Here is a 23,004-nt window from a genome sequence, read left to right as displayed (position 1 = left end):
GTGGCTGACATGTGTGAAGCGCCGCGAGTCCCGCAGTCGCGAACGGGAGATCAATAATGGCACTGCTCGACGTGGACGACCTCAGCGTCACGTTCTCCCGGCGCGGCCAACGCACCGTGCACGCCGTCGACGGGGTCTCCTTCTCGGTCGACGCCGGCGAGGTGGTCGGCCTGGTCGGCGAGTCCGGCTGCGGCAAGAGCGTCACCTCGCTGGCGATCATGGGTCTGCTGCCGAAGCAGCGTGGCACCCGGATCGGTGGCAAGGCCGTCTTCGACGGCACCGACCTGATCCAGCTCGACGACCGGTCCCGGCGCGACATCCGGGGCCGGGACGTGGCGATGATCTTCCAGGACCCGCTCTCCTCGCTGAACCCGGTGATCCCGATCGGGCTCCAGGTGACCGAGGTGCTCACCCGGCACCGGGGCATGAAGGGGGACGCGGCGGCGAAGGAGGCCGCCGATCTGCTCGACCGGGTCGGCATCCCCGACCCGCGACGGCGGCTCAAGGAGTACCCGCACCAGCTCTCCGGCGGGATGCGCCAGCGCGCCCTGATCGCCATGGCGGTGGCCTGCAAGCCCCGGCTGCTGATCGCCGACGAGCCGACCACCGCCCTCGACGTGACGATCCAGGCGCAGATCCTGGAGTTGCTCAAGGAACTGGTCCGCGACTCGGGCACCGCACTGGTGATGATCACCCACGACCTCGGCGTGGTCGCCGGCATGTGCGACACGATCAACGTGCTCTACGGCGGTCGGGTGGTGGAGACCGCCCGCCGCCGGCCGCTGTTCGCCCAGCCTCGGCACCCGTACACGGTGGGTCTGCTCGGTTCGGTCCCGCGCCTGGACGCCGGGCGCGGCGAGCGCCTCACCCCCATCCCCGGCTCGGTCCGCGACCTGCTGCCCTGGCCGGAGGGTTGCGCGTTCGCCCCACGCTGCACCCGGCGGATCGACGCCTGCGTCGGGGAGCCGCCCGAGATGGTGCCGACCCACGACGGCCGCAGTTACCGTTGCGTCAACCCGGCCCCGCTGCCGGGCAGCGAACCGGTGGTGCCCGCCGACACCCGCCGCGAGGAGGACAAGGCGTGACCGAGAACGAGATCCTCGTCGAGGTACGCGACCTGAAGGTGCACTTCCCGATCACCCGGGGCGTGCTCTTCGACCGGGTGGTCGGCCACGTCAAGGCGGTCGACGGGGTCGACCTGGACATCCCCCGGGGCCGGACGTACGGGCTGGTGGGGGAGTCCGGCTGCGGCAAGTCCACGCTCGGCCGGGCGCTGCTCCAGCTCACCCCGCCCACCGGCGGCAAGGTGACCTTCGACGGCATCGACCTGACCCGGATGGCCCCGAACAAGCTGCGGGGCATGCGTCGCCGGATGCAGATGATCTTCCAGGACCCGATGTCGAGCCTGGATCCCCGGCAGAACGTCGAGTCGATCCTCACCGAGGGGCTGCACGCCCACGGCATCGGCGAGAGCCGGGACGAGCGCCGGCGGATCATCAGCGAGACGCTGGACGCGGTGGGGCTGCCCCGGTGGGCGCTCTCCCGCTACCCGCACGAGTTCTCCGGCGGCCAGCGGCAGCGCATCGGCATCGCCCGGGCACTGGTGCTCGGTCCCGAGCTGATCGTCGCCGACGAGCCGGTCTCCGCCCTGGACGTCTCGATCCAGGCGCAGGTGGTGAACCTCCTCGACGAACTCCAGGACAACCTCGGCCTCACCTACCTGGTGATCGCGCACGACCTCGCGGTGGTGCGGCACATCTCCGACGTGGTGGGCGTGATGTACCTGGGCGCGCTGGTCGAGGAGGCGCCGAGCGACCGGCTCTACAGTGAGCCGCTGCACCCGTACACCCGGGCGCTGATGTCGGCGGTACCGGTGCCCGACCCGGACGTGGAGGACCGGCGGGAGCGGATCCTGCTCGCCGGTGACCTGCCCTCGCCGGCCAACCCGCCGTCCGGCTGCCGGTTCCACACCCGCTGCCCGTGGGCGCAGCCGACGCGTTGTGCCGAGGAACGTCCGGTGCTGCGGCAGATCGGCCGGAGCCGGGTCGCCTGCCACTGGGCGGAGCGGATCGCCAGTGGCGAGCTGCGCCCGCACCGGGTGGACGCCGAACTCGTCCGCCCGGCCGACGAGGGCGAGGCACCCGGAGTGGTCTCCGCTCCCACCGAGCCCGGCTCGTACGTGTGAGGTGGTGCTCGTACGTGTGAGGTGGTAGCAGGGGACCCTTGTTACCGTTTTCTGGGGAGGAAGGGTCCCCTGCAACCACCCAGCCGGCAAGCCGGCGGTGCGACCGCGCAACGGAGTGGGGGCGAGTACTCAGCCCTCGGGTCGGTGGAGCAGCCCCACGGCGACACCGTGCACGGCATCCAGCCCCGACACGTCCGGCAGCGCCACCCGGCCGCCGGTCACCGTGTACCACTCGTCGGCCTCCCGGTACTGCACCCGGAGGGTGACCTGGCCGGCGGCGAACTCGGTGCGCAGGGTCAGCTCCCCGGTCACCACGCCCACCTCGTCGGTCATCACCCCGCCGGGGCCGGGCACGATGTCGGCGCTCCGGCTCTCCGGCGCACCACCCGCAGCCGGCGTGGCGGCGCCTGCCGCCTGAGCCGCCGTGGGGGCCTCTGCCGCCTGACCCGGCGTGGCGGTGTCTCCCGCCGGAGCTGGGGTCGTCCCGTTCTCCGCCGGAACTGGTGGAGTCCCGTTCTCCGTCGTCCCGGCCTCGGTACCGGACCGCTCGCTCACACGCACTCCTCCAACATGTCCGCCAGGGCGGCCTTCTCGGCGCTGGTCACCGAGAGCTGCCAGTGGTGCTTGACCGTCACCCAGCTCTCGGCGTACTGGCACCAGTACGAACGGTTCGCCGGCTTCCACTGCGACGGGTCCTGGTCACCCTTTGCCCGGTTGGAGGAGGCCGAAACCGCGATGAGCTGCGGCCGGGTCAGGTCGTTGGCGAACTCGCCCCGCTGCGTGTCGTCCCATTCGGCCGCGCCCGAACGCCACGCGTTCGCCAACGGCACCATGTGATCGACGTCCACGTCGGACGGGTCGGTGAAGGCGCGGTTGTCGTACACGCTCTCCCAGCGGCCGGCCACCACGTTGCAGCCGGAGCGTTTGATGTCGCTGCCGTCCCGCTCGAGGACGCTGTCCCGGACGTCGCAGTTCTTGCCGGTGTCCCGCCAGTGCGGGAACCGTTCCCGGCTGTAGCCCCGCATCGAACCGGCCTTCGCCACGGTCAGGGTCTCCAGCTTCTCGCTGGCGTTGCCGCCACTGCCGGGGGGCGGGGCGTCCGGTTCCGCCACGGTGCCGCAGCCGGCGGCACCGAGAGCGAGCACCGCGACGAACGCGGTCGCCGCGAGGGCACGGGGTCCTGTTCTGGTACGTGGAGACGACACCCTTTTAGCTTGCGGGGTTCCCGGGGATCCGCACGGCAACGACGGTGCGGTTTCGGCGTTTCGTGGCAACTCTCATATCCGAGAGGGCAGATTGGGGACCATGACCGCCGACACCGCCACCCTGCGTACCGGCACCGCCGCCGGGCGGGGAACGCTGCTCGCCGCGATCCTCGCCTCCGGCATGGTCTTTCTGGACGCGACCGTGGTGAACGTGGCCCTGCCCCGGCTCGGTGAGGATCTCGGGGCGACCGTCGCCGATCTCCAGTGGACGATAAACGGCTATGCGTTGATGCTGGCCGCGTTCGTCCTGCTCGGCGGGGCACTCGGCGATCGCTTCGGTCGCCGCAGGCTCTTCCTGTACGGCGTGGTCTGGTTCGCCGTCGCCTCGGCGCTCTGCGGCCTGGCCCAGGGCACCGGCTGGCTGGTCGTGGCCCGGATCCTCCAGGGGGCGGGTGGCGCGTTGCTCACCCCCGGCTCGCTCTCGGTGCTCCAGGCGAGCTTCCATCCGGACGACCGGGGCCGGGCGATCGGCACCTGGGCCGGCCTCTCCGGCTTCTCCACCGCGCTAGGGCCGCTCGTCGGCGGATGGTTGATCGACACCCTCTCCTGGCGGTGGATCTTCCTGGTCAACGTGGTGCTCGCCGTGCCCCTGGTGCTGGTCGCGCTGCGGTGGATGCCGGAGAGCCGGGACGAGGACGTCTCCCGGCGCGGCGCGCCCGGGAAGCGCCACCGGTTCGACGTGCTCGGGGCGCTGCTCGGCGCGCTCGGCCTGGCCGGTGTCACGTACGCCCTGATCGACGCCCCCGGGCGTGGCCCGACCGCCGCGCCGGTACTGGGCGCGGCACTGGTCGGGGTGGTTGCCGCAGCGGCCTTCGTCCTTGTCGAGCGGCGACGCGGGGACGGGGCGATGCTCCCACCCACCCTGTTCCGCAGCCGGCGCTTCACCGTGCTGAACGTGTTCACCGTGGCGGTGTACGCGGCGCTCGGTGGCTTCAGCTTCTTCCTCGCCGTCCACCTCCAGAACGTGGTCGGCTGGTCGGCGCTGCGGACCGGGTTGGCCACCCTGCCGCTGACCCTGCTGCTCCTGGTCGGCTCGGCGCGGGCCGGGGCGCTCGCCGGCCGGATCGGCCCCCGGCTGCCGTTGGCCGTCGGGCCGGTGCTCGCCGCCCTCGGTCTGCTGGTGCTGCGCGGGGTCGGGCCGGGTGCCTCGTACTGGACGGACGTGCTGCCCGGGGTGACCCTGTTCGGCCTGGGACTCACCCTGGTCGTGGCGCCGTTGACCGCCTCGGTGCTGGCCGCGGTCGCCGACCGCTTCGCCGGGGTGGCCAGCGGCTTCAACAACGCCGCCTCCCGGGTCGGCGGGCTGCTGGCGGTGGCCGCGCTGCCGCTGCTGGTCGGCCTCTCCGGCACCGGCTACGAGCAGGCCGCCGAGCTGACCCACGCGTACCGGGGTGCACTGCTCTGGAGTGCGGGGCTGCTGCTGGCCGCCGCCCTGCTGGCCGGGCTCCTGCTGACCGGTGCCCCGGCCGCCGGACCCGCCGCCGCCCCGGACGAGAGGCGGGACTAGAGGTTCCGTCCCGCGGATCCCGGCCGTCGGGGACGGGTGATGCCGATCCCGACGACCGTGATACCGATCCCGACGACCGTGCTGGCGGGCCCCCGCGTGGTGGCGGGAGCCCGCCGGCAGCTCAGTGGCGGGCGCGGTTGACCGCGCCGGTCACCGCCTTCACCGAAGCGGTGACGATGTTCGCGTCCATGCCGACGCCCCAGACGGTCCGGCCGTCGACCTCGCACTCGACGTACGCGGCGGCCTGGGCGTCGCCACCGGAGGAGAGCGCGTGCTCGTGGTAGTCGAGCACACGCACCGCCACGCCGAGGGACTGCAACGCGTTGACGTACGCGTCGATCGGGCCGTTGCCGACCGCGGTCAGGGCCCGGCGCTCCCCGCCGAAGTCGACCTGGGCGGAGATCTCGACCTTGCCCTCGGTGGTGCCGATCGTGTAGTCGGCCAGAGCCACCGCCGGCGCGGTCTGGTGGTCGACGAGGTAGTGGCCAGCGAAGATGTCCCACATTGTGGCGGGGTCGACTTCGCCACCGTCATGGTCGGTGACCTGCTGGACCACCCCGGAGAACTCGATCTGGAGCCGACGGGGCAGGTCGAGCTGGTGCTCGCTCTTCATGATGTACGCGACGCCGCCCTTGCCGGACTGCGAGTTGACCCGGATCACCGCCTCGTAGGTGCGGCCCAGGTCCTTCGGGTCGATCGGCAGGTACGGCACCGCCCAGGCGAACTCGTCGACCGGCACCCCGGCCGCCGCCGCGTCCGCGTGCAGCGCGTCGAAGCCCTTCTTGATCGCGTCCTGGTGGGAGCCGGAGAAGGCGGTGTAGACCAGGTCCCCGGCGTACGGGTGGCGCTCGTGCACCGGCAGCTGGTTGCAGTACTCGACAGCCCGCTTGATCTCGTCGATCCCGGAGAAGTCGATCTGCGGGTCGACGCCCTGCGAGAAGAGGTTCAGCCCCAGCGTCACCAGGTCGACGTTGCCGGTGCGCTCGCCGTTGCCGAAGAGACAGCCCTCGACCCGGTCCGCGCCGGCCAGCAGGCCCAGTTCGGCGGCGGCCACGCCGGTGCCCCGGTCGTTGTGCGGGTGCAGGCTGAGCACCAGGCTGTCCCGCCGGGGCAGTCGGCGGTGCATCCACTCGATCGAGTCGGCGTACAGGTTCGGGGTGGCCATCTCGACGGTGGCCGGCAGGTTGATGATCAGCGGCCGGGTCGGCGTCGGGTCGACCACCTCGATCACCGCCGCGCACACCTCCAGCGCGTAGTCCAGTTCGGTGCCGGTGTACGACTCGGGGGAGTACTCGTAGAAGACGTCGGTGTCCGGGGTGTGGATCTCGGCGTACTTCCGGCAGAGCCGGGCGCCCTGCGTGGCGATGTCGGTTATGCCCGCCCGGTCCAGGCCGAACACCACCCGGCGCTGGAGCGTGGAGGTGGAGTTGTAGAAGTGCACGATCGCCCGCTTCGCGCCGCGCAGCGACTCGAAGGTCCGGTCGATCAGGTGTTCCCGGCACTGGGTGAGCACCTGGATGGTGACGTCGTCGGGAATCAGGTCCTGCTCGATGAGCTGCCGGACGAAGTCGTAGTCGGTCTGGCTCGCCGACGGGAAGCCGACCTCGATCTCCTTGTAGCCCATCTGGACCAGGAGCTGGAACATCCGACGCTTGCGCTCCGGGGACATCGGGTCGATCAGGGCCTGGTTGCCGTCGCGCAGGTCGACCGCGCACCAGCGCGGGGCGGCCTCGATGTGCCGACTCGGCCACTGCCGGTCCGGCAGGTCGATCCGGAACTGCTGGTGGTACGGCTGGTAGCGGTGGTACGGCATGCGGCTGGGCTGCTGCCGGGCGATCGGGTCGGCGACGGTCGGGGCGGGGCCGGTCGGGTCGACCGTCACCTGGTGATCGGATTCGACGTCGTTGGTGCCTGCGGACTGGGCCATGGCGGAATGCTCCCGTTGATCATGTGACGTCAGCGTCGAAAAGGTCGGCGACAGTGCCGACGAGCGGTGTCGGACCTAGATCGGTCCGGACGAATTTCGGTGTGCTGGACGGCGCGCGTCAGACCCGCGACGAGGTGCCGGCCGGATGGGCCTCGTCGCGGCAAGGAAGGAGGAGGCTCGCCTGCCACATGATATTGGTGACCCTACGTGATCAGGTCGGCTCACGGAAATGACCTTCCGGACTTTGAGACGCAGCTGACAGCGCCAGCTCAGCCTGTCGTCGGCCGGCCCAGCCCCAGCAGCAGGTCGGTCGCGGGGCGTCGGCGGCGCAGTTCGGTCTCCCGGCGGCGCAGGTCCTCGGGGAGGGAGAGCGGGTCGCCGAGCCGGCCGACCGCCACCACGACGTGCGGGTGGACGTCGTCGGAGAGCCCCAGGTCGAGTGCGATGCCGTCCCGGTCGAAGCCGGTCATCTGGTGCACGTGCAGGCCGAGCGTGCCGGCCTGCACGGTCAGGTGGGCCACCGCCTGCCCCAGGTCGTACGCGGCCTGCTCCGGGTCGTGGCCGGCCCGCCCCGGGGCGTGGGCGACCGCCGGCACCAGGTACGCGCCGAGGAGGAGGGCCGAGGCATGCCCCGCCCAGCGCTGGTTCTCGGCGGCCAGGTGCACGAAGATCCGCTTGTACGCCTCGTCGGCGCGCCGGCCCAGGAGGAACCGCCACGGCTGACGGTTCCCCGCCGAGGGTGCCCAGCGGGCCGCCTCCAGCAGGGAGGTGACCTCGCCGTCGGTCAGCTCCACCGACGGGTCGAAGGCGTGCGGGCTCCAGCGTGCGGCGAGCAGCGGGGAGAGTTCGGCCATGCCGCCGAGCCTTCCCTACCGTGTCACCCGCCCGAACGGAAGGGTGACAAGCTGTGAGCAACCACACCCGTACCGTGATGGCGGTTCACGGTGTCGTGGTGGGCTCCGTGCCCGGCTCGCCCGGGGTGGAGGCGGCGGCCCCGACCGGTTCGCCCTCGGTCACCGGGCCGGCCAACTGCACGGTCGCCGGGGCGGGACCGGGCGGCCCGGCCAGCCGGAGCGTCCCGAGGGCCGTCCGGACGGCGGTCGGCGTGCCGTCCGTGTCGTAGCAGTAGATCCCCACGTCCAGCGGTGGATTCAGCGACGCCGAGGTGGACTCCACCGAGAAGCAGGTGCCGGTGGCACCGGGCAACGGCCGGCTGACCGAGACCGCGAGCGGAGCCTGGCGGTCGGTGAGGACGTCGAGCCAGTCGGTGAAGGGGTGCTGCACCCGGGGATCCAGACGCCGGGGGATGGTGTCGTCCGGGTCGCCGAGGCGCACGCAGCCGGCCGGCTCGGGGCGGGTCGCCGAGGGCAACGCGCACTGGAAGATCCCCTCGGCGGTGCTGACCAGCGCGACGTCCACCGTGCCGCCGAGCGCCCAGCCCGGGACGTCGACCCGCCAACTACCGTCGTTGGCGCTGGTCACGATGATCGTCCGGGTGGACCCGTCCTCGGCGGTGAGGGTGTACCGGGCGGTGAGGTGGCGGTCCTGCGCCGCTGCCGCGAGGGCGGCCAGGTCGTCGCGCGCGCCGTCCGCGCGGGCAGGTGTCGGGCTGCCCCCGGCGGGCTCGGGTGGTTCGGTCGGGGGCTCCTCCGAGGTGCAGCCCGCCAGGGAGACGCTGGTGGCGAGCAGGAGGGGGACGGCGAGCGCGAGCAGGACGGTCGGTCGGCGGCGCGCGGCGTGGAGGTGGACACCGGTAGGCACCCGCCCATTGTCCGGTCCGGCCCCGTCGTAGGGGACCCCGCAGGGCCGTGGGCCCGACGGCGTGTCGCGCGTGCGGCCGATGTGGCGTGGGCCGCTCCCGGCCGGATCGTGGGATCACCTGACCTGCCGGAGAGGGCCGCCCGATACCCTGGGGAGGTCTGACCCGCGCCGCCGGCCACTCACCCGGCGGCGTCGGCACGCTCAGGGCTGCTGGGAGGGAGTGCGCCGTCGTGGCACTCGTGGTGCAGAAGTACGGCGGGTCCTCCGTCGCCAACGCGGAGCGGATCAAGCGGGTGGCCGAACGGATCGTCGCCGCGCGCAAGGCCGGCGACGACGTGGTCGTCGTGGTCTCCGCGATGGGGGACACCACCGATGAGCTGCTCGACCTGGCCAACCAGGTCAGCCCGCTCCCGCCGGGGCGGGAGCTGGACATGCTGCTCACCGCCGGGGAGCGGATCTCCATGGCACTGCTCGCCATGGCCATCCACAACCTCGGGTACGAAGCCCGCTCGTTCACCGGTTCGCAGGCCGGAGTGATCACCACCTCGGTGCACGGCAAGGCGCGGATCATCGACGTCACCCCGGGCCGGCTCAAGGGCGCGCTCGACGAGGGCGCGGTGGTGATCGTGGCCGGTTTCCAGGGCGTCTCCCAGGACACCAAGGACGTCACCACGCTCGGCCGGGGCGGCTCGGACACGACCGCCGTGGCGCTCGCCGCCGCGCTCACCGCCGACGTCTGCGAGATCTACACCGACGTCGACGGGGTCTTCACCGCCGACCCGCGGATCGTGCCCAACGCCCGGCACATCACGCAGATCACGTACGAGGAGATGCTGGAACTGGCGGCCTGTGGGGCGAAGGTGCTCCACCTGCGCAGCGTGGAGTACGCCCGCCGGGCGGGGTTGCCGATCCATGTCCGTTCGTCATACTCGACCAACACCGGCACCATGGTCACCGGATCGATGGAGGACCTCTCTGTGGAGCAAGCACTGATCACCGGGGTCGCCCACGACCGCAGCGAGGCGAAGATCACCATCGTCGGGGTGTCGGACGAGCCGGGTGCGGCCGGCCGGATCTTCGACACCGTGGCCGGTGCCGAGATCAACATCGACATGATCGTGCAGAACGTCTCGACCGAGGGCACCGGGCGGACGGACATCTCGTTCACCCTGCCCAAGACGGACGGCCCGACCGCGATGGCCGCACTCAACAAGATCCAGGAGTCGGTCAAGTTCAAGGGCCTGCTCTACGACGACCACGTGGGCAAGGTGTCGCTGATCGGTGCGGGCATGCGCTCCCACCCGGGCGTCGCCGCCGGGTTCTTCGCCGCCCTCGGCGCGGCCGGGGTCAACATCGAGATGATCTCCACCTCCGAGATCCGGGTCTCCGTGGTCTGCCGGGACACCGACCTCGACGTGGCCGTCCGGGCCATCCACGACACCTTCGAACTCGGTGGCGAGGAAGAAGCCGTCGTCTACGCGGGAACGGGCCGGTAACGCCGATGGCGTCGCTGCCCACCCTCGCCGTGGTCGGGGCGACCGGTGCGGTCGGCACCGTGATGTGTGAACTGCTCTCGGCCCGCAAGAACGTCTGGGGCGAGATCCGCCTGATCGCCTCGGCGCGGTCCGCCGGGCGGCGGTTGCGCTGCCGGGGCGAGGAACTGGTCGTCCAGTCGTTGACGCCGGAGGCGTTCGACGGCGTCGACGTCGCCATGTTCGACGTGCCGGACGAGGTCTCCGCCGAGTGGGCGCCGGTCGCGGTCAGCCGGGGCGCGGTCGCGGTCGACAACTCCGGGGCGTTCCGGATGGACCGCGACGTTCCGCTGGTGGTTCCTGAGATCAACCCGGAGCAGGTGCGGAACCGCCCCAAGGGGATCATCGCCAACGCGAACTGCACCACCCTCGCGATGATCGTCGCCATCGCGCCGCTGCACCGCGAGTACGGCCTGCGCGAGCTGGTGCTCTCCTCGTACCAGGCGGTGTCGGGGGCGGGTCAGGCCGGCGTGGACACCCTGCACACGCAGCTCGGCAAGATCGCCGGGGACCGTTCGCTCGGCTCCCGTCCGGGCAACGTCCGCCAGGCGATCGGGGACGAGCTGGGCCCGTTCCCCGCGCCGCTGGCGCTGAACGTGGTCCCCTGGGCCGGCTCGCTCGCCGACGGCGGCTGGTCGTCCGAGGAGATGAAGATGCGCAACGAGTCGCGCAAGATCCTCGGCCTGCCCGACCTCAAGGTCTCCGCCACCTGCGTACGGGTCCCGGTGGTGACCGGGCACTCGGTGGCCGTACACGCCGTCTTCGCCGCCGAGGTGGACGCCGAGGGCGCCCGCGAGGCGCTGCGCAACGCGCCCGGCGTGATCCTGGTCGACGACCCGGCCTCGGGCGAGTTCCCGATGCCGATCGACGCGGTCGGTACCGACCCCTCCTGGGTCGGCCGGATCCGTCGCGCCCTCGACGACCCCCGGGCCCTGGATCTCTTCGTCACCGGCGACAACCTGCGCAAGGGGGCCGCCCTGAACACCGCGCAGATCGCCGAGCTGCTCGCCGCTGAGTTCCGCACCCGCTGAACGGCGGCCACCGCTCTGTCGGGTGGTAGCAGGGGACCCTTGTTACCGCTTTTTGATGAGCAGGGGTCCCCTGCTACCACCTCAGGCGCTGAGGCGCTGAGGCGTTCAGGTGCTCAGGTGCTGAGGGTGTTTCAGGCGGCGGCGAGTTGGACGCCGTCCCGCCCCCGGCGCTTGACCGCGTAGAGGGCCTGGTCGGCGCGGCGCAGCGTCGACTCGGGAGACTCTCCGCGCCGGGGCAGGGCGACCCCGACGCTGATCGTCCGGCCGATGCTCCGGGCCGCCTGGGCGAGCCGTTCGGCGATCCGGACCGCCTCGTCCGGACGGCTGACCTCGATCACCGCCACGAACTCGTCCCCGCCGACCCGGTACAGCTCGTCCCCCTGGCGCAGCGCGGCCTCCATGGCCCGGGCGAGCCTGATCAGCACCCGGTCGCCCGCCTGGTGGCCGTACGTGTCGTTGACGCTCTTGAAACCGTCCACGTCGATCGCCAGCAGGGCGGTACGCCCCGGTGTGGCGGTGGCGATCCGCTCGCCGAACGGCCCCGTGTGCCGCAGCCCGGTGAGCGGGTCGGAGCTGGCCCGCTCGCGTAGCCGGGCCAGGGTGCGCAGCCGGTCCAGGCAGGTCCATGCCTGGCCGGCCAGCAACTCGATCAGGTTGACCGTGGTCGGGTCCGGCCGGAGCAGCCGTTCGTCGGCGACGAGCAGGACACCACCGTCGTCGGGCGGCCCGACCGGCACGGTGATCAGCGTGCGGACGCCGGCCCGGGCCAGCGGCTGGTGGTCCTCGACCGGCGGATGTCCGGCCTCGCCCAGGGTGTAGCCGGCACCGTACCGGTGCGCCCGGATCATCATGCGGCCCAGCGGCCCCGGACCCGCCTCGACCAGTTCGGCCCGTACCCGGTCCTCCAGGTCGCCCGCCGCGCGGGGTGGGGCACCTGCTCCTGGGAGAGCGGCATGCTCGTCCTGGCGAGGGTCACGCCCGAGCCGGGGTCCGTCCGGGCCGGGCAGGACCAGCACGGCCGCGGAGAGTGTGGAGACGTCCCGGGCCGCGCAGATCGCCGCGGTCATCAGCTCCCACTCGGTGGGGGCGGCGGTCAGCGCGGCGGCGTGCCGGAGCATCTTCTCGCTGCGCGTCTCGGCCGGTGGGCCGCCCAGGGCCACGATCCGCGCGCCGAGCCGGTTGGCGATCCGCTCGGCGGTCTCCCGCCACGGGCCCAGCTCCACCGGCTCGCACCACTGGAGGTCCAGCACGCCGAGCGGCCGGCCCGCCGGGTCGACCACCGGTACGCAGACCTCGGCGGTCACGTCCGGCCGGATGGGCAGGTAGTCCGGGTCGTCGGCGACCCGGGCCACGGTGACCCCGGTGCCCGAGGCGTAGACCCGGCCGACGATTCCGGCCTTCGGTGGCACGGTGGCGTAGACCTGCCAGGAGCCGGTCGCCGCGACGCAGCGCAGCCGGTCGTGGACCTGGAGCAGGACGGAGATGGTCGCCGGGGCGTACCGGGAGAGGGTGCTGACGGTCCACTGGCACGCCTCGACCGCGGTGGACGCCATCGGGAGGCGCACCGTGACGTCACGGATGACTCGGTCCAGGTCCACGCGGGCGTCGTTCCAGGTCGGGGGCGGGTGAGCGGCCACGGGCCGCGCGACCAAGGGTACCCAGGCGACGATGACCGCCCGGCTTCTCGTACACACGTTCTATCCACAGGCTGTGGACGCAGCCTGTGGACGCCGACGGTGGTTACCGTGGGCGGCCAGGGAGGTGCCGATGTCGTCGGACCTGGTGTGGTACGTCGCGTACGGCTCGAATCTGCACGCCGCCCGGCTCGGCTGCTACCTCGGCGGCGGGCGGCCGCCCGGCGGGCTGCGGACGTACCCGGGATGCCGGGACCGGCGTCCGCCGCGCCGCAGCGTTCCGGTCCTCCTTCCCGGCGGGATCTACTTCACGGGCGAGTCGCGGGCCTGGACCGGTGGGATGGCCTTCTACGACCCGGAGCTGCCGGGCACGGTCGCGGCCCGGGCGTACCTCCTCACCGCCGGGCAGTTCGCCGACGTCGCCGCGCAGGAGATGTACCGCCCACCGGGCGCGGACCTGGCGTTGCTCGCCGCCGCCGTGGAGCGGGGCGCGGTGACGCTCGGTCCCGGCCGGTACGAGACCCTGGTCTGCGCCGGGGACCGGGAGGGGTACCCGCTGCTGACGTTCACCGCACCCTGGCGGGCCGGCGACGTCCCGTGGAATCCGCCCGCCGCGGCCTACCTCGGTGTGCTCGCCGCCGGACTCGCCGAGTCGCACGGCTGGACCGCCGACCGGATCGTCGAGTACCTCGCGGCGCGACCCGGGGTGGCCGGCCGCTGGGATCCGGCTGCCCTGACCGAGACGGTCCGGTGCGCGACGGCCCGGCCCGACGTCGACCCGGCTCCACCGGCGGGCCCGCCATGGCCCGGCTGACCGTCGATGCCGTATCGTCGTTTCCTCGTGTGTCCACAGTCGACACACGTCGTCGACGTGGGCGTCATCACACAGTCCGATGGCGGGAACATGTTACGCGCGAGTACCGGTGGCAGCCGTGTTCCTGCCGGAATCACGACGAGGGTGCGCCTGCCTGCGTATTTCCTGGGAATCGCGTACCCAAAACCGGTTCCGAAGGTTGTTGGCGTGGTCACACCCGTAGGCCGGTCGCCCCTTTCCTGGCCGTCGCCAGGTGCTCTGGCGAGGGCTCACCGGTGCCGACCTGCGCGATCACCCTCAGTGCATAGGTGTGCGCCGATCGCCTGAGTCGTATGGGCCGTTCGGTTGCGGTTGATCAACCGCCTAGTTGTTAGTTGCCCTCGCAGCTTTCTTACTGTCCACGACTGGTATCACCATCGATAGCCTCAGGCATTCTCGCGGAAACGCGGGATCCCGTGCCGGCGGGAGCGTCGCCGGCTTTCGGAATGTGGGGGAATCGTGAACACCAGCCTGAACGACGAGAACCTTCCCATCAACAGGCGCATGCCTTCTGCGGGGCGTTGGGCGCTGCGTGACCTGGCAGCCCGCGACCAGCGGGACGCCGGCCGCTTCGGCCCGTTCGACGATGGCGGTGATCCCGTCATCGAGAACCCGGCCCGGCCGTACCGCGGCTCGGGCGGCAGCTACGCCTGCCGCTGACCCGGCGGAAGCCACCGCCGCGCCGGCTCTGACGGGAGGCCGGCGCGGCGGTCCTCACCCGAACCGGCGGTCACCGGAGGAGGAACCGCCCGGTCACCGGAGGAGGAACCGGCGCAGTTCGACGGCGAGGTCGGCCGGGGGCACCTCGTGGTACCCGCCGGTCATGCTGAGCCGCCGGGCGCCGGGAACCGCCTCGGCCGTGCGGTGGGCCGCCTGTCGTAGCCAGTCCGGGCTCGCCGTGCTGTCCACCACCAGGGTGCGCACCGTGACGGCGGCCAGCTCGTCCCGGGGAAGGGCGCCGTCGGCGGTGATCGTGAGGTCGTACACCAGGGTGTGTGCCATCCGCTCCAGGAACGGCCAGCTCGGGTCGTTCCGCATGCCGGCCGCCTGTTCGGCCGACAACCCCACCGCCGAGGTCATGAAGAGTTCCACGGCCTCCGCGCGGCGGTCCGCCGCGATCAGCTCGGCCAGGGTGGTGGAGATGTCCGGTCGGGATCCGGCGGTCCCGTCCACCGCGAACGGCGGCTCGAAGAGGGCGAGGCCGGTGACCGGCAGCCCCCGGGCGGTGGCCCGGGCGGCGAGGATCGCCCCCGACGAGAGCCCGTAGACGTACGCCGCGCCGCCGGCCGCCCCGATCAGTGCCGCGAGGTCGTCGACCTCCCGGTCGACCGCGTACGGCAGGGTGTCCCCGCTGTCGCCGCGCCCCCGACGGTCGTAGGCGTACGCGGTGAAGTGCGGTGCCAGGGCGGCGGCCAACGGCTGCACGGTCGTCCGCTCGTTGAAGGCACCACCGACCAGGACGATCGGCGGCCCCTCCCCGGAGGTCTCGTAGGCGATCGTGGTGCCGTCGGCGGAGCGCACCGTCCGCACGTGCCGGTTCGTGGTGGTCACCCGCCCTTCCTACCGCGCCGGTACGACAACCGCCCGCGCCCGCCCCGCCGGCACCGCTCCCGGCGGCGTGCGGCAGCCCGCCGGTCGAGGGGGACAAGCCGGGTTCACCCGCCCGTCATGCCGGGACCGTCCGTCCGACCGCCGGAGGTGGCCGAACGTATCCGAAGCTCCGCTGTACTCGACCGGTCGACCGATCGCGGCGCGGATGAGAGGCTGTCCCGGCAGGACGGCGACCCCCAGTGCCGCAACCTGCGAGCGACTACTGCAACGGTACGGATCAGGGCAGCCGGACAGCACCGCGACCGGCCCCACGCACCGATTCACGAGGAGTTCCATGTCCGTCTCCGGGATGCGTCGCCGGACCGCCCTCGGTCTGGCCGCGCTCACCGCGGCAGCGCTGAGCGCGGTCGCCGCGACCCCCACCCAGGCCCAACCGGCCGGCCCGAAGCCGGTCGACGTCAAGCTGCTCGCCCTCAACGACTTCCACGGCAACCTGGAGCCGCCGAGCGGGTCCAGCGGCACCATCGCCGGGCAGACCGCGGGCGGTGCCGAATACCTGGCCACCTACCTGAAGCAGCTCAGCCAGGAGAGCAGGAAGCAGAAGAACACCATCACCGTCGCCGCCGGTGACCTGATCGGCGCGTCGCCGCTGCTCTCTGCCGCGTTCCACGACGAGCCGACCATCGAGGCGCTGTCCCTGGCCGGGCTCGACTACGCCAGCGTCGGCAACCACGAGTTCGACGAGGGCGCGGACGAGCTGCTCCGGATCCAGAACGGTGGCTGCCACCCGGTCGACGGCTGCGCCGACGGCACCCCGTACGAGGGAGCCGGCTTCCAGTACCTGTCGGCCAACGCCTTCAAGACCGCCACCGGACAGCCGCTGCTGGCGCCGTACGCCATCCACAAGGTCGACGGCGTCAAGATCGGCTTCATCGGCATGACGCTGGAGGGCACTCCGCAGATCGTCAGCCAGGAGGGCGTCGCCGGCCTGGAGTTCACCGACGAGGCCGTCACCGCCAACCGGTACGCCGCCGAGCTGCGCCGCAAGGGCGTGGAGACCATCGTCGTGCTGCTGCACGAGGGCGGCAACCAGGCCGGTGCCGGCGGGATCAACGACTGCGTCGGCTTCACCGGCCCGGTGGTGGACATCGCCCAGCGGATGGACCCGTCGATCGACGTGATCGTCAGCGGCCACACCCACCAGGCGTACAACTGCCAGATCGGCGGCAAGCTGGTCACCAGCGCCAGCTCGTTCGGCCGGCTGGTCACCGACATCGACCTGAAGATCGACCGGCGGACCGGCGACGTGCTCACCATGCAGGCGGAGAACGTCGTGGTCACCCGCGACGTCGCGAAGGACCCGGCGCAGACCGCGCTGATCACCCGGTACAAGGACGTCCTCGGCCCGATCGCCGGCCAGGTCGTCGGCAGCACCAGCGGTCCGCTGACCCGCGCCCAGGAGACCCTGTACGGGACGACGCTGGGCGAGTCCGCCATGGGCAACGTGATCGCCGACGCGCAGCTCGCCGCCACCGACAGCGAACAGAACGCGGTCGCCGCGTTCATGAACCCGGGCGGCGTCCGGGCCGACCTCGACGCCGGGCAGGTGACGTACGAGGAGGCGTTCACGGTCCAGCCGTTCGCCAACAACCTGACCACGCTCGACCTGACCGGCGCGCAGCTCTACTGCCTGCTCGAGCAGCAGTTCACGGTCGGCCGCACGCTCTACCCGTCCGCGTCCGTCCGCTACGTCGTCGACCCGAACGGCGCCACCGCGCCGACCGCCGACCCGTGCGCCGGCAGCCGGGTCGTCCGGGGCAGCCTCACCATCGGCGGTACGGCGGTCGACACCTCCGCCACCTACCGGATCACGGTGAACAGCTTCCTGGCCGGCGGCGGCGACGGGTTCAGCGTCCTGCCGCAGGGCACCAACCGGGTCACCGGCATGATCGACCTGGACGCGCTGATCGCGTACCTGAAGTCGAACTCGCCGATCGCCGCCCCGGCGCTGGACCGGATCTCGGTCGCCTGACGGTTCGTTCCACGACGGGCCCCGGAGCACCTGCTCCGGGGCCCGTCGCCCGTTCGGGTACGGTCCGGCGTCCTCACCAGACGCAGCCGAGTTCCTCACTGTCGTCGGCCGCCGGCCTGGCCTCGGAGAGGACGTGCTGGTAATAGCGCGGTGAGCCGCCGTTCCAGGTCCGCCAGACCCGCTTCTGCCCCGGCGCGGTGCCGCACGTCATCAGCACCGCGTACGGGGTGCCCGTGAAGTCGCTGTCGACGGTGGGGGAGCCGGGCGGCACGGCCGAGTAGAACTCGTTACGCGGTAGCCCTCGACACTGGTTGCCCCCCTTGGCGCAGGTGTAGTGGTAGACGAGGCGCGGGCTGGGGATCGCGGTGTTGACCGGGTATGCGGAGCCGTGCAGGACCGTGGCGACCGGGGCCCAGGGCGCGTGCTGGACGGTGACCTGGGTGCCGATCCGGGGCGTGCCGCCCGGCGGGTCCTGCGCGAGGACCACCCCGGGTGTGGGGTGCAGCACGGCGACCGGGTTGCACGCGAACCCGCTGGCGTTGATGGCGTTGCAGGCGGCGTCGGGGCCCTGCCCACGGTAGTCCCCGAGGGGGCACTGGTCGCTGTAGTACGTCAACGTGATGCGGGTGCCCACCGGCAGCGGGTTGCCGGGAGCCGGGGTCTGGCCGGACACCTCGCCGACGGCGTGGCCGGTCCCCCAGGCGCACTGCCCCTCGGCCCGTACGCAGACGTGCCCCTGGGCCTCGATCGCCGCGCAGGCGGCATCGATGTTGGTGCCGACGACGTTGGCCGGCGCGGTCTCGCCCACGTAGTACCGGACCGTGATCGTCGCGTTCATCTTCACCACCGTGCCGGCCGGTGGGTCCTGGGCCTGCACCTGGCCGCCCTGCCGGCCACCCGTCGCCGGGTCGCCCGCGACCGCCTGGCACCTCATTTCGTAGAGCCGCTCCAACCGGGTGCACACCTCGCCGAACGCCTGGTCGACGAAGCTCGGCAGCGCGATCGAGTCGCGGTAGGTGACCGTGACCGTGGCACCGCGGCGGATCTCGGTGTTCGCCTGGGGAGCCTGCTCCGACACGAGACCGAGCTGTTCGGGCGTCAGGGCAGGGTCGGCCGCCGTCGTCCGGGTGCACGTGAGCTTGACGGACGTGATCTGCCGGCAGGCCTCCTGGTGGGAGGAGCCGATGACGCTCGGCGTCCGGAGCGGACCGACGTACCGGACCACGACCCGGCTCGGCACCGGGACCCGCCGTCCCGCCGCCGGGCTCGTCTCCAGCACGTCGCCGGCGTCGAGCCCCGGCTCGTCCTCGCCCACCGCCACCGGCCGGCAGCGCAGTCCCAGCTCCGTGAGCCGGTCGCACGCCTCCTGGTACGACGTTCCCCGCGCGAACGAGGGGACGGACACCGTCTTACCGCCCGTACTCTTCGGTGGCCCCTGTGGTGGTCCCTGCGGTGCCGGGGGCCGGTCCGGTGGCGGGTTCTTCGTGCCGGTGCCGGGGCCCTCCTTCGGCGGTCCGGTCGGCCCCTCGGTGTCGGTGAGTTCCGGTCCGGCGCCCTTGTCGGCGTAGTCCTTCCGGCCGTCGGCGGTGACGACGAGCACGCGCCGGTCGTACTGGTTGTTGGCCCAGACCCGCTTGCCGGTGACCTTGAGCTCGAAGTAGCCACGCTGGCCCGGCACGTCCATCGGCTCGCCGGCCACCCTGCCGCGGGTGAGGTCGATCTTCCACAGCCGGGGACCGGAATAGTCGGGTACGTACGCGAACCTGCCGAGCATCACCGGCGCGGCGAGTTCGGCGTGCTCGCCCGCCTCCAGCGCCACGGTGAAGCCGCGACCGTTGCGCGGGTCGAGCACCGCCAGCCGGTGGCTCTTCGGGTCGACCGCGAGGATCTGCCGGCCCGCACCGGTCCACGCGCCGAGACGTACGGCCGGCCCGGAGACGCCCAGCCTGCCGACGGACCGGGGCTCCTCGCCGTCGACCAGGTAAGCGGTGCCGTCCTCGGTGACCGCGACCGGATGGGAGTCGGCCACCGTGATGCCGAGCAGCGGGGCGCCGAGCCGGACGCGGCGCACCTCCCGGCCGTCGACCACCTCGATGACCTCGTGCTTCTCGGTGACCACCCAGACCGAGTCGGCGCAGGGCACCGCCGCCTTGATGCCACCTTCGACGCGTACCGGCTCGGGCGCCGGCTTGCCCGGCACGGTGATCTTCCCGACCGTGTCCTGCTCCCGGTCGACCAGGTAACCGTCCGAGTCGGTGGGCACCGGCTCGATCTTTCCCCGCGAGTCGGGCCGGTCGTCCGGCTCCGCGTCCGGAGTCAGCGTGGCGGCATCCAGGTAGGACACCTTGCCGGTGGCCTTGTTGACGGTCACGATCCGGCCGTCCGGCAGGCGGACCGTCTGGAGCTGTTCCTTGCCGGTGGCCAGCCGCATCGCCGTTTCGGCGTCGGCCTTGCGGGTCTCGCCGTTCACGTGGGCGACCTCGTGCCCCTTGCCCAGGTACGCCGATCCGTCGTCGAGCAGCGGACGCGAGGCGGTGTATCCGATCCCGGTGGCCGCGGCGAGCGCGCCGGCGAGGGAGACGACGGTGAGCAGTGCGGCTCCGGCCCGGCTGGCGGGGCGCGTCGGGCCGCGCAACCACGTCAATCTCACTGGAGATCTCCTTCAGCCGATTTGCCCGCGTGCGCGGCCAGGCTACAAAGTGGAGGCGGCCTCCTGAATGGGTAGGGGTCCCCAAGACCGGTGAGGAGTGCACCCCATGGGCGACCGCGACCTGCGAGTTGTCGCAGGTGACACGCAATACGACATCGCGCCCGAGGAATCGTTCACATTCGGCCGGGGAAAATCCTGCACCGTGCAGATCGATCCGGACGACGCGGCGATCTCACGACTGGCCGGTGCGGTGGAGTGCGTGGGCTCGGTCTGGTTCCTGACCAACCACAGCAGCAGCCGTCCGCTCGCCACGGTCGACCGCTTCGGCCTGCGCAACGTGCTGGCCCCGGGGAACCGGGCGGTGGTCGAGGGCCGGTTACGCGTCATCGTCGAGGGTGCGCGCAGCCACGAGCTGGTGCTGCACGCCCCGGAGCCGGTGAGCCCGCCGATCGTCGCGGTCGCGACCGGCCAGGCGACCTCGGCCGGCGCGGGCGTGCTGGTCAACGACCAGGACCGGCTGGCCCTGGTCGCGCTCTTCGCCGGCTACCTCCAGGAGGGCGACCGGTACGACCCCAACCCCAAGTCGTACGCCGCCGCGGCGGCGCGGCTCGGCTGGCCCCGCACCACACTGGTCAAGCGGATCGAGTACCTGCGGCTGCGGCTGGACCGGGCGGGCGTGCCGAACCTCCAGGGCTGGAACGCGTTGCACGCGCTCGCCGAATACGCGTTGACCACCGAGCTGATCACAAAAGACGACCTGCCCCTGATCCACCGGTAGGACCGGTGCTGGGGAGCCGTTCCCATATCCGCGGCGGTCGTCGGCTCCTAATCTCGCGTACCTATGGACACCAGCAGCTGCGGTACGGTGATGCGCGAGCAGCACCCCCGTTTCCGTCATCCGGCGGATGCCGATCGCCACGAGGTAAGCACCCTGGTCATGTCGCTGCCCACCATTCCTGACGTGGGCCTGCTGGAACCCCTGTCCGGAACCCCCGTCGCCACCGCGCCAGCGGTCAGCAGGGTCGACGGGCGGCCCCTGCGGCTCCTGGTGGTCACCGCCGACCTCGATTCCGTCCTGTCCCGCCGTATCCGGGGCGAGTGCGGCGAGCTGGAGGCGATCCTGGCCGGCATCGACCCGTCGGTGGTGCTGCCGATCGTGGATCACGGCGTGGACGACGCCGGCCGGCCGTACCTCCTCCTGCCCCGGCCCGGTCCCGAGTTGGCCGGTCCACTGTCGCTGACCGAGGTGGTGGCGGCGGCGGAGTCGGCTGCGGCCGGGCTGGCGGCGTTGGCCGAGCGAGGTGTCCTCGGGCCGCCGTACGGACTGCATCCCGCCGGAAGCGGCGGGATCGTGCTGGGCACACCACTGCCGCCGGCACTTGTCGAACTGGAGGCGTCGCTCGGGACCGGCACCGGGCTGGAGCCGCCGGAGGTGCTCCGCGGCGAGGAGTGGACGCCCGCCGCCCAGGTGTACGCCTGCGGCTGCCTGCTGTGGACGTTGCTGGACGGCCGGCCGCCGTACGGCGGGGGGCCCGCCACGTTGGCTCGCCTGCTCGCCGCCCCGCCGCGGATGCGCGCGGACGTGCCGGAGCCGGTCGTCGACGTGCTGCGTACCGCGCTCGCCGGCGATCCCGCCGACCGGCCCGCCACCCCCGCCGCCCTCGCCCGGGCGCTCCGTGCCGCCGCCCCGCCCGCCGTCGCCCCACCCGCCGCCTCTGCCGGCCCGCCGGTGACGCGGCAGTTGGGCAGCCGCTACCTGCTGGAGAACCGGATCGGTTCGGGTGCCAGCGGGGAGGTGTGGGCCGGCCGCCGGATCGCCGACGGCGACCGGGTCGCGGTGAAGGTGTTGCGCGAGCGGCTGAGCGAGGACGAGCGGGCCGTGGCCCGGTTCCTCCGGGAGTACCGGGTCCTGCTGCGGTTGCGCCATCCCCACCTGGTGCGGGTGCACGACCTGGTGGTCGAGGACGGCGTACCGGCGATCGTCATGGACCTCGTCGACGGCGAGGACCTGCACCGGGTCGCCCAGCGTGGTCCGATGCCCCTCGCCGACGCGGCCGAACTGCTGGCCCAGACGGCCGGCGGGCTTGCCGCCGTACACGCCGCCGACCTTGTGCACCGGGACGTCAAGCCGGCCAACGTGCTCGTCACCCGGCGCGACGGGCGACAGGTCGCGCTGCTGTCCGACTTCGGGATAGCCCGGGCGGTCGCGGGCGCGGCGCACACGCAGCCGATCGGCACGCCGGCGTACCTGGCCCCCGAACTCGTGGCCGGCCGTCCACCCACGCCGGCGGCCGACGTCTACTCGCTCGGCGTGACCGCCTACGAACTGCTCGTCGGGCGGCCACCGTTCCGCGCGGACAGCGTCGACGCGCTCGTCCGCGCCCACCTCGACGGTTCGCCACCCCGCCCGGACGGACTGGACGACAGCGTGTGGGAGCTGCTGGCGGCGTGCCTGGCCAAGGCGCCGGAGCAGCGCCCGCCCGCCGCCGACGTCGCCGCCCGGTGGGCCGCGTTCGCCCAGGCAGGGCCGGTGGGCGAGACGGCTGCGCCACCGCCCGCGCCGTCGTCGCGCGAGTCGACACCGGTCGAGGCCCCGATGACGGTCACCTCGGCCCGCCCGTTGCGCGAGCCGGAGGCGAAGCCCCCGCCCCGCCGTTCCCGGCGCCCCGTCGTCGTCCTGGCGGCGACCGTGGTGGTGGGGCTCGCCGCCGGCGTCGGGCTGGCCGTCCGGGACGCGTCGCCCGACCCGCCACCGAAACCACCGCCGGTGGCCCAGCCGTATCCGGTGCCCGCCGTGATGACCCTCGACGCAGCCGGCGGTGGCACGATCACCTGGGGTGCCCAGGCGGACCGGCTGCCCGGCTTCGAGGGCTATCTCGTGCTCGACGTGAGCGGCGACCGCGCCCGTCCGGTGTCGTCCAAGCTGTCCGGCGGCGAGACGTCGTACCGGGTCACGGGCCTGCGACCGGGTCGCCAGTCGTGCTTCGTCGTCGTCGCGGTCGGTGTCACCGCGACGCCCCCGCCGGACGTGCCGCCCGCCACGTGCACGCCCCCAAAGAGCAAGTGAGGACGGCAG

General features: G+C 72.5%; 18 protein-coding genes. 10 read left to right on the top strand and 8 right to left on the bottom strand.

Features of this window, described 5'->3' with window-relative positions; translation table 11 throughout:
- Positions 1-56: 56 nt before the first annotated feature.
- Together IGA62_RS11105 and IGA62_RS11100 are read left to right on the top strand one after the other, a co-directional pair.
- Positions 57-1,085, top strand: coding sequence for an ABC transporter ATP-binding protein (locus tag IGA62_RS11105; protein ID WP_145815139.1), 1,029 nt, complete (start codon positions 57-59; stop codon positions 1,083-1,085).
- On the top strand, positions 1,082-2,185 hold the full coding sequence (locus IGA62_RS11100) for an ABC transporter ATP-binding protein (protein WP_145815140.1): 1,104 nt from the start codon (positions 1,082-1,084) through the stop codon (positions 2,183-2,185). Before IGA62_RS11105 ends, IGA62_RS11100 begins: the two co-directional genes overlap by 4 nt.
- Before the next feature lie 129 nt (positions 2,186-2,314).
- On the opposite strand, the gene IGA62_RS30765 is transcribed toward IGA62_RS11100, so the two are convergent.
- Together IGA62_RS30765 and IGA62_RS11090 are read right to left on the bottom strand one after the other, a co-directional pair.
- Entirely contained in the window at positions 2,315-2,740 is a 426-nt protein-coding gene (locus tag IGA62_RS30765; RefSeq protein ID WP_332838463.1) for a hypothetical protein, read from the bottom strand.
- Positions 2,737-3,390, bottom strand: coding sequence for an HNH endonuclease family protein (locus tag IGA62_RS11090; protein WP_091453073.1), 654 nt, complete (start codon positions 3,388-3,390; stop codon positions 2,737-2,739). Before IGA62_RS11090 ends, IGA62_RS30765 begins: the two co-directional genes overlap by 4 nt.
- Before the next feature lie 100 nt (positions 3,391-3,490).
- Between IGA62_RS11090 and IGA62_RS11085 the strand changes: the two genes are divergently transcribed.
- The gene (locus IGA62_RS11085) at positions 3,491-4,957 is read left to right on the top strand and encodes an MFS transporter (protein ID WP_145815141.1); all 1,467 of its coding nucleotides are present in this window, start codon (positions 3,491-3,493) and stop codon (positions 4,955-4,957) included.
- Between the two features lie 121 nt (positions 4,958-5,078).
- Here IGA62_RS11085 and leuA read toward each other — a convergent pair whose 3' ends face one another.
- The 3 genes from leuA to IGA62_RS11070 form a co-directional block, all read right to left on the bottom strand.
- Positions 5,079-6,770 carry a 2-isopropylmalate synthase gene (leuA, locus tag IGA62_RS11080; protein ID WP_232625065.1) on the bottom strand — a complete coding sequence of 564 codons (1,692 nt, stop codon included), beginning with the start codon at positions 6,768-6,770 and terminating at the stop codon, positions 5,079-5,081.
- A gap of 383 nt (positions 6,771-7,153) precedes the next feature.
- A complete protein-coding gene (locus IGA62_RS11075; protein WP_145815143.1) occupies positions 7,154-7,738 on the bottom strand; it encodes a nitroreductase family protein in 585 nt (194 codons plus the stop codon).
- Between the two features lie 85 nt (positions 7,739-7,823).
- A complete protein-coding gene (locus IGA62_RS11070; protein WP_186499686.1) occupies positions 7,824-8,645 on the bottom strand; it encodes a hypothetical protein in 822 nt (273 codons plus the stop codon).
- Between the two features lie 230 nt (positions 8,646-8,875).
- Here IGA62_RS11070 and IGA62_RS11065 point away from each other — a divergent pair, with 230 nt between their 5' ends.
- The gene (locus IGA62_RS11065; protein WP_145815144.1) at positions 8,876-10,141 is read left to right on the top strand and encodes an aspartate kinase; all 1,266 of its coding nucleotides are present in this window, start codon (positions 8,876-8,878) and stop codon (positions 10,139-10,141) included.
- Between the two features lie 5 nt (positions 10,142-10,146).
- On the top strand, positions 10,147-11,208 hold the full coding sequence (locus IGA62_RS11060) for an aspartate-semialdehyde dehydrogenase (RefSeq protein WP_145815145.1): 1,062 nt from the start codon (positions 10,147-10,149) through the stop codon (positions 11,206-11,208).
- 131 nt (positions 11,209-11,339) lie between these two features.
- On the opposite strand, the gene IGA62_RS11055 is transcribed toward IGA62_RS11060, so the two are convergent.
- Positions 11,340-12,806 carry a sensor domain-containing diguanylate cyclase gene (locus IGA62_RS11055; protein ID WP_145815146.1) on the bottom strand — a complete coding sequence of 489 codons (1,467 nt, stop codon included), beginning with the start codon at positions 12,804-12,806 and terminating at the stop codon, positions 11,340-11,342.
- Positions 12,807-12,975: 169 nt separating this feature from the next.
- On the opposite strand from IGA62_RS11055, the gene IGA62_RS11050 reads away from it, so the two are divergent.
- Together IGA62_RS11050 and IGA62_RS11045 are read left to right on the top strand one after the other, a co-directional pair.
- Positions 12,976-13,656, top strand: coding sequence for a histone deacetylase (locus IGA62_RS11050; RefSeq protein ID WP_232624953.1), 681 nt, complete (start codon positions 12,976-12,978; stop codon positions 13,654-13,656).
- 498 nt (positions 13,657-14,154) lie between these two features.
- The gene (locus IGA62_RS11045) at positions 14,155-14,355 is read left to right on the top strand and encodes a hypothetical protein (RefSeq protein WP_145815147.1); all 201 of its coding nucleotides are present in this window, start codon (positions 14,155-14,157) and stop codon (positions 14,353-14,355) included.
- A gap of 93 nt (positions 14,356-14,448) precedes the next feature.
- Here IGA62_RS11045 and IGA62_RS11040 read toward each other — a convergent pair whose 3' ends face one another.
- Positions 14,449-15,246: an alpha/beta fold hydrolase gene (locus IGA62_RS11040; RefSeq protein ID WP_198501224.1), complete on the bottom strand. Its 798-nt coding sequence runs from the start codon at positions 15,244-15,246 to the stop codon at positions 14,449-14,451.
- A 334-nt stretch (positions 15,247-15,580) separates the two neighbouring features.
- Between IGA62_RS11040 and IGA62_RS11035 the strand changes: the two genes are divergently transcribed.
- Positions 15,581-17,278: a bifunctional metallophosphatase/5'-nucleotidase gene (locus IGA62_RS11035; RefSeq protein ID WP_145815148.1), complete on the top strand. Its 1,698-nt coding sequence runs from the start codon at positions 15,581-15,583 to the stop codon at positions 17,276-17,278.
- 73 nt (positions 17,279-17,351) lie between these two features.
- On the opposite strand, the gene IGA62_RS11030 is transcribed toward IGA62_RS11035, so the two are convergent.
- A complete protein-coding gene (locus tag IGA62_RS11030) occupies positions 17,352-19,928 on the bottom strand; it encodes a PASTA domain-containing protein (RefSeq protein ID WP_190289277.1) in 2,577 nt (858 codons plus the stop codon).
- 202 nt (positions 19,929-20,130) lie between these two features.
- Here IGA62_RS11030 and IGA62_RS11025 point away from each other — a divergent pair, with 202 nt between their 5' ends.
- Together IGA62_RS11025 and IGA62_RS11020 are read left to right on the top strand one after the other, a co-directional pair.
- On the top strand, positions 20,131-20,706 hold the full coding sequence (locus IGA62_RS11025; RefSeq protein ID WP_198501223.1) for a hypothetical protein: 576 nt from the start codon (positions 20,131-20,133) through the stop codon (positions 20,704-20,706).
- A gap of 63 nt (positions 20,707-20,769) precedes the next feature.
- Positions 20,770-22,995, top strand: a complete 2,226-nt coding sequence (locus IGA62_RS11020; protein WP_145815151.1) for a serine/threonine-protein kinase — start codon at positions 20,770-20,772, stop codon at positions 22,993-22,995.
- Positions 22,996-23,004 lie beyond the last annotated feature (9 nt).

The sequence above is a fragment of the Micromonospora sagamiensis genome, from assembly GCF_014680085.1.
Classification (GTDB): Bacteria; Actinomycetota; Actinomycetes; order Mycobacteriales; family Micromonosporaceae; genus Micromonospora; species Micromonospora inyonensis.
Note: the sequence above shows the minus strand (reverse complement) of the source record. Positions and strands in the feature narration are given on the sequence as shown.

Coding starts and splice junctions, on each gene's coding strand:
- IGA62_RS11075 (WP_145815143.1), bottom strand. CDS start 7,738: ATGGCCGAACTCTCCCCGCTGCTCGCCGCACGCTGGAGCCCGCACGCC.
- IGA62_RS11035 (WP_145815148.1), top strand. CDS start 15,581: ATGTCCGTCTCCGGGATGCGTCGCCGGACCGCCCTCGGTCTGGCCGCG.
- leuA (WP_232625065.1), bottom strand. CDS start 6,770: ATGCCGTACCACCGCTACCAGCCGTACCACCAGCAGTTCCGGATCGAC.
- IGA62_RS11020 (WP_145815151.1), top strand. CDS start 20,770: ATGGACACCAGCAGCTGCGGTACGGTGATGCGCGAGCAGCACCCCCGT.
- IGA62_RS11105 (WP_145815139.1), top strand. CDS start 57: ATGGCACTGCTCGACGTGGACGACCTCAGCGTCACGTTCTCCCGGCGC.
- IGA62_RS11060 (WP_145815145.1), top strand. CDS start 10,147: ATGGCGTCGCTGCCCACCCTCGCCGTGGTCGGGGCGACCGGTGCGGTC.
- IGA62_RS11050 (WP_232624953.1), top strand. CDS start 12,976: ATGTCGTCGGACCTGGTGTGGTACGTCGCGTACGGCTCGAATCTGCAC.
- IGA62_RS11085 (WP_145815141.1), top strand. CDS start 3,491: ATGACCGCCGACACCGCCACCCTGCGTACCGGCACCGCCGCCGGGCGG.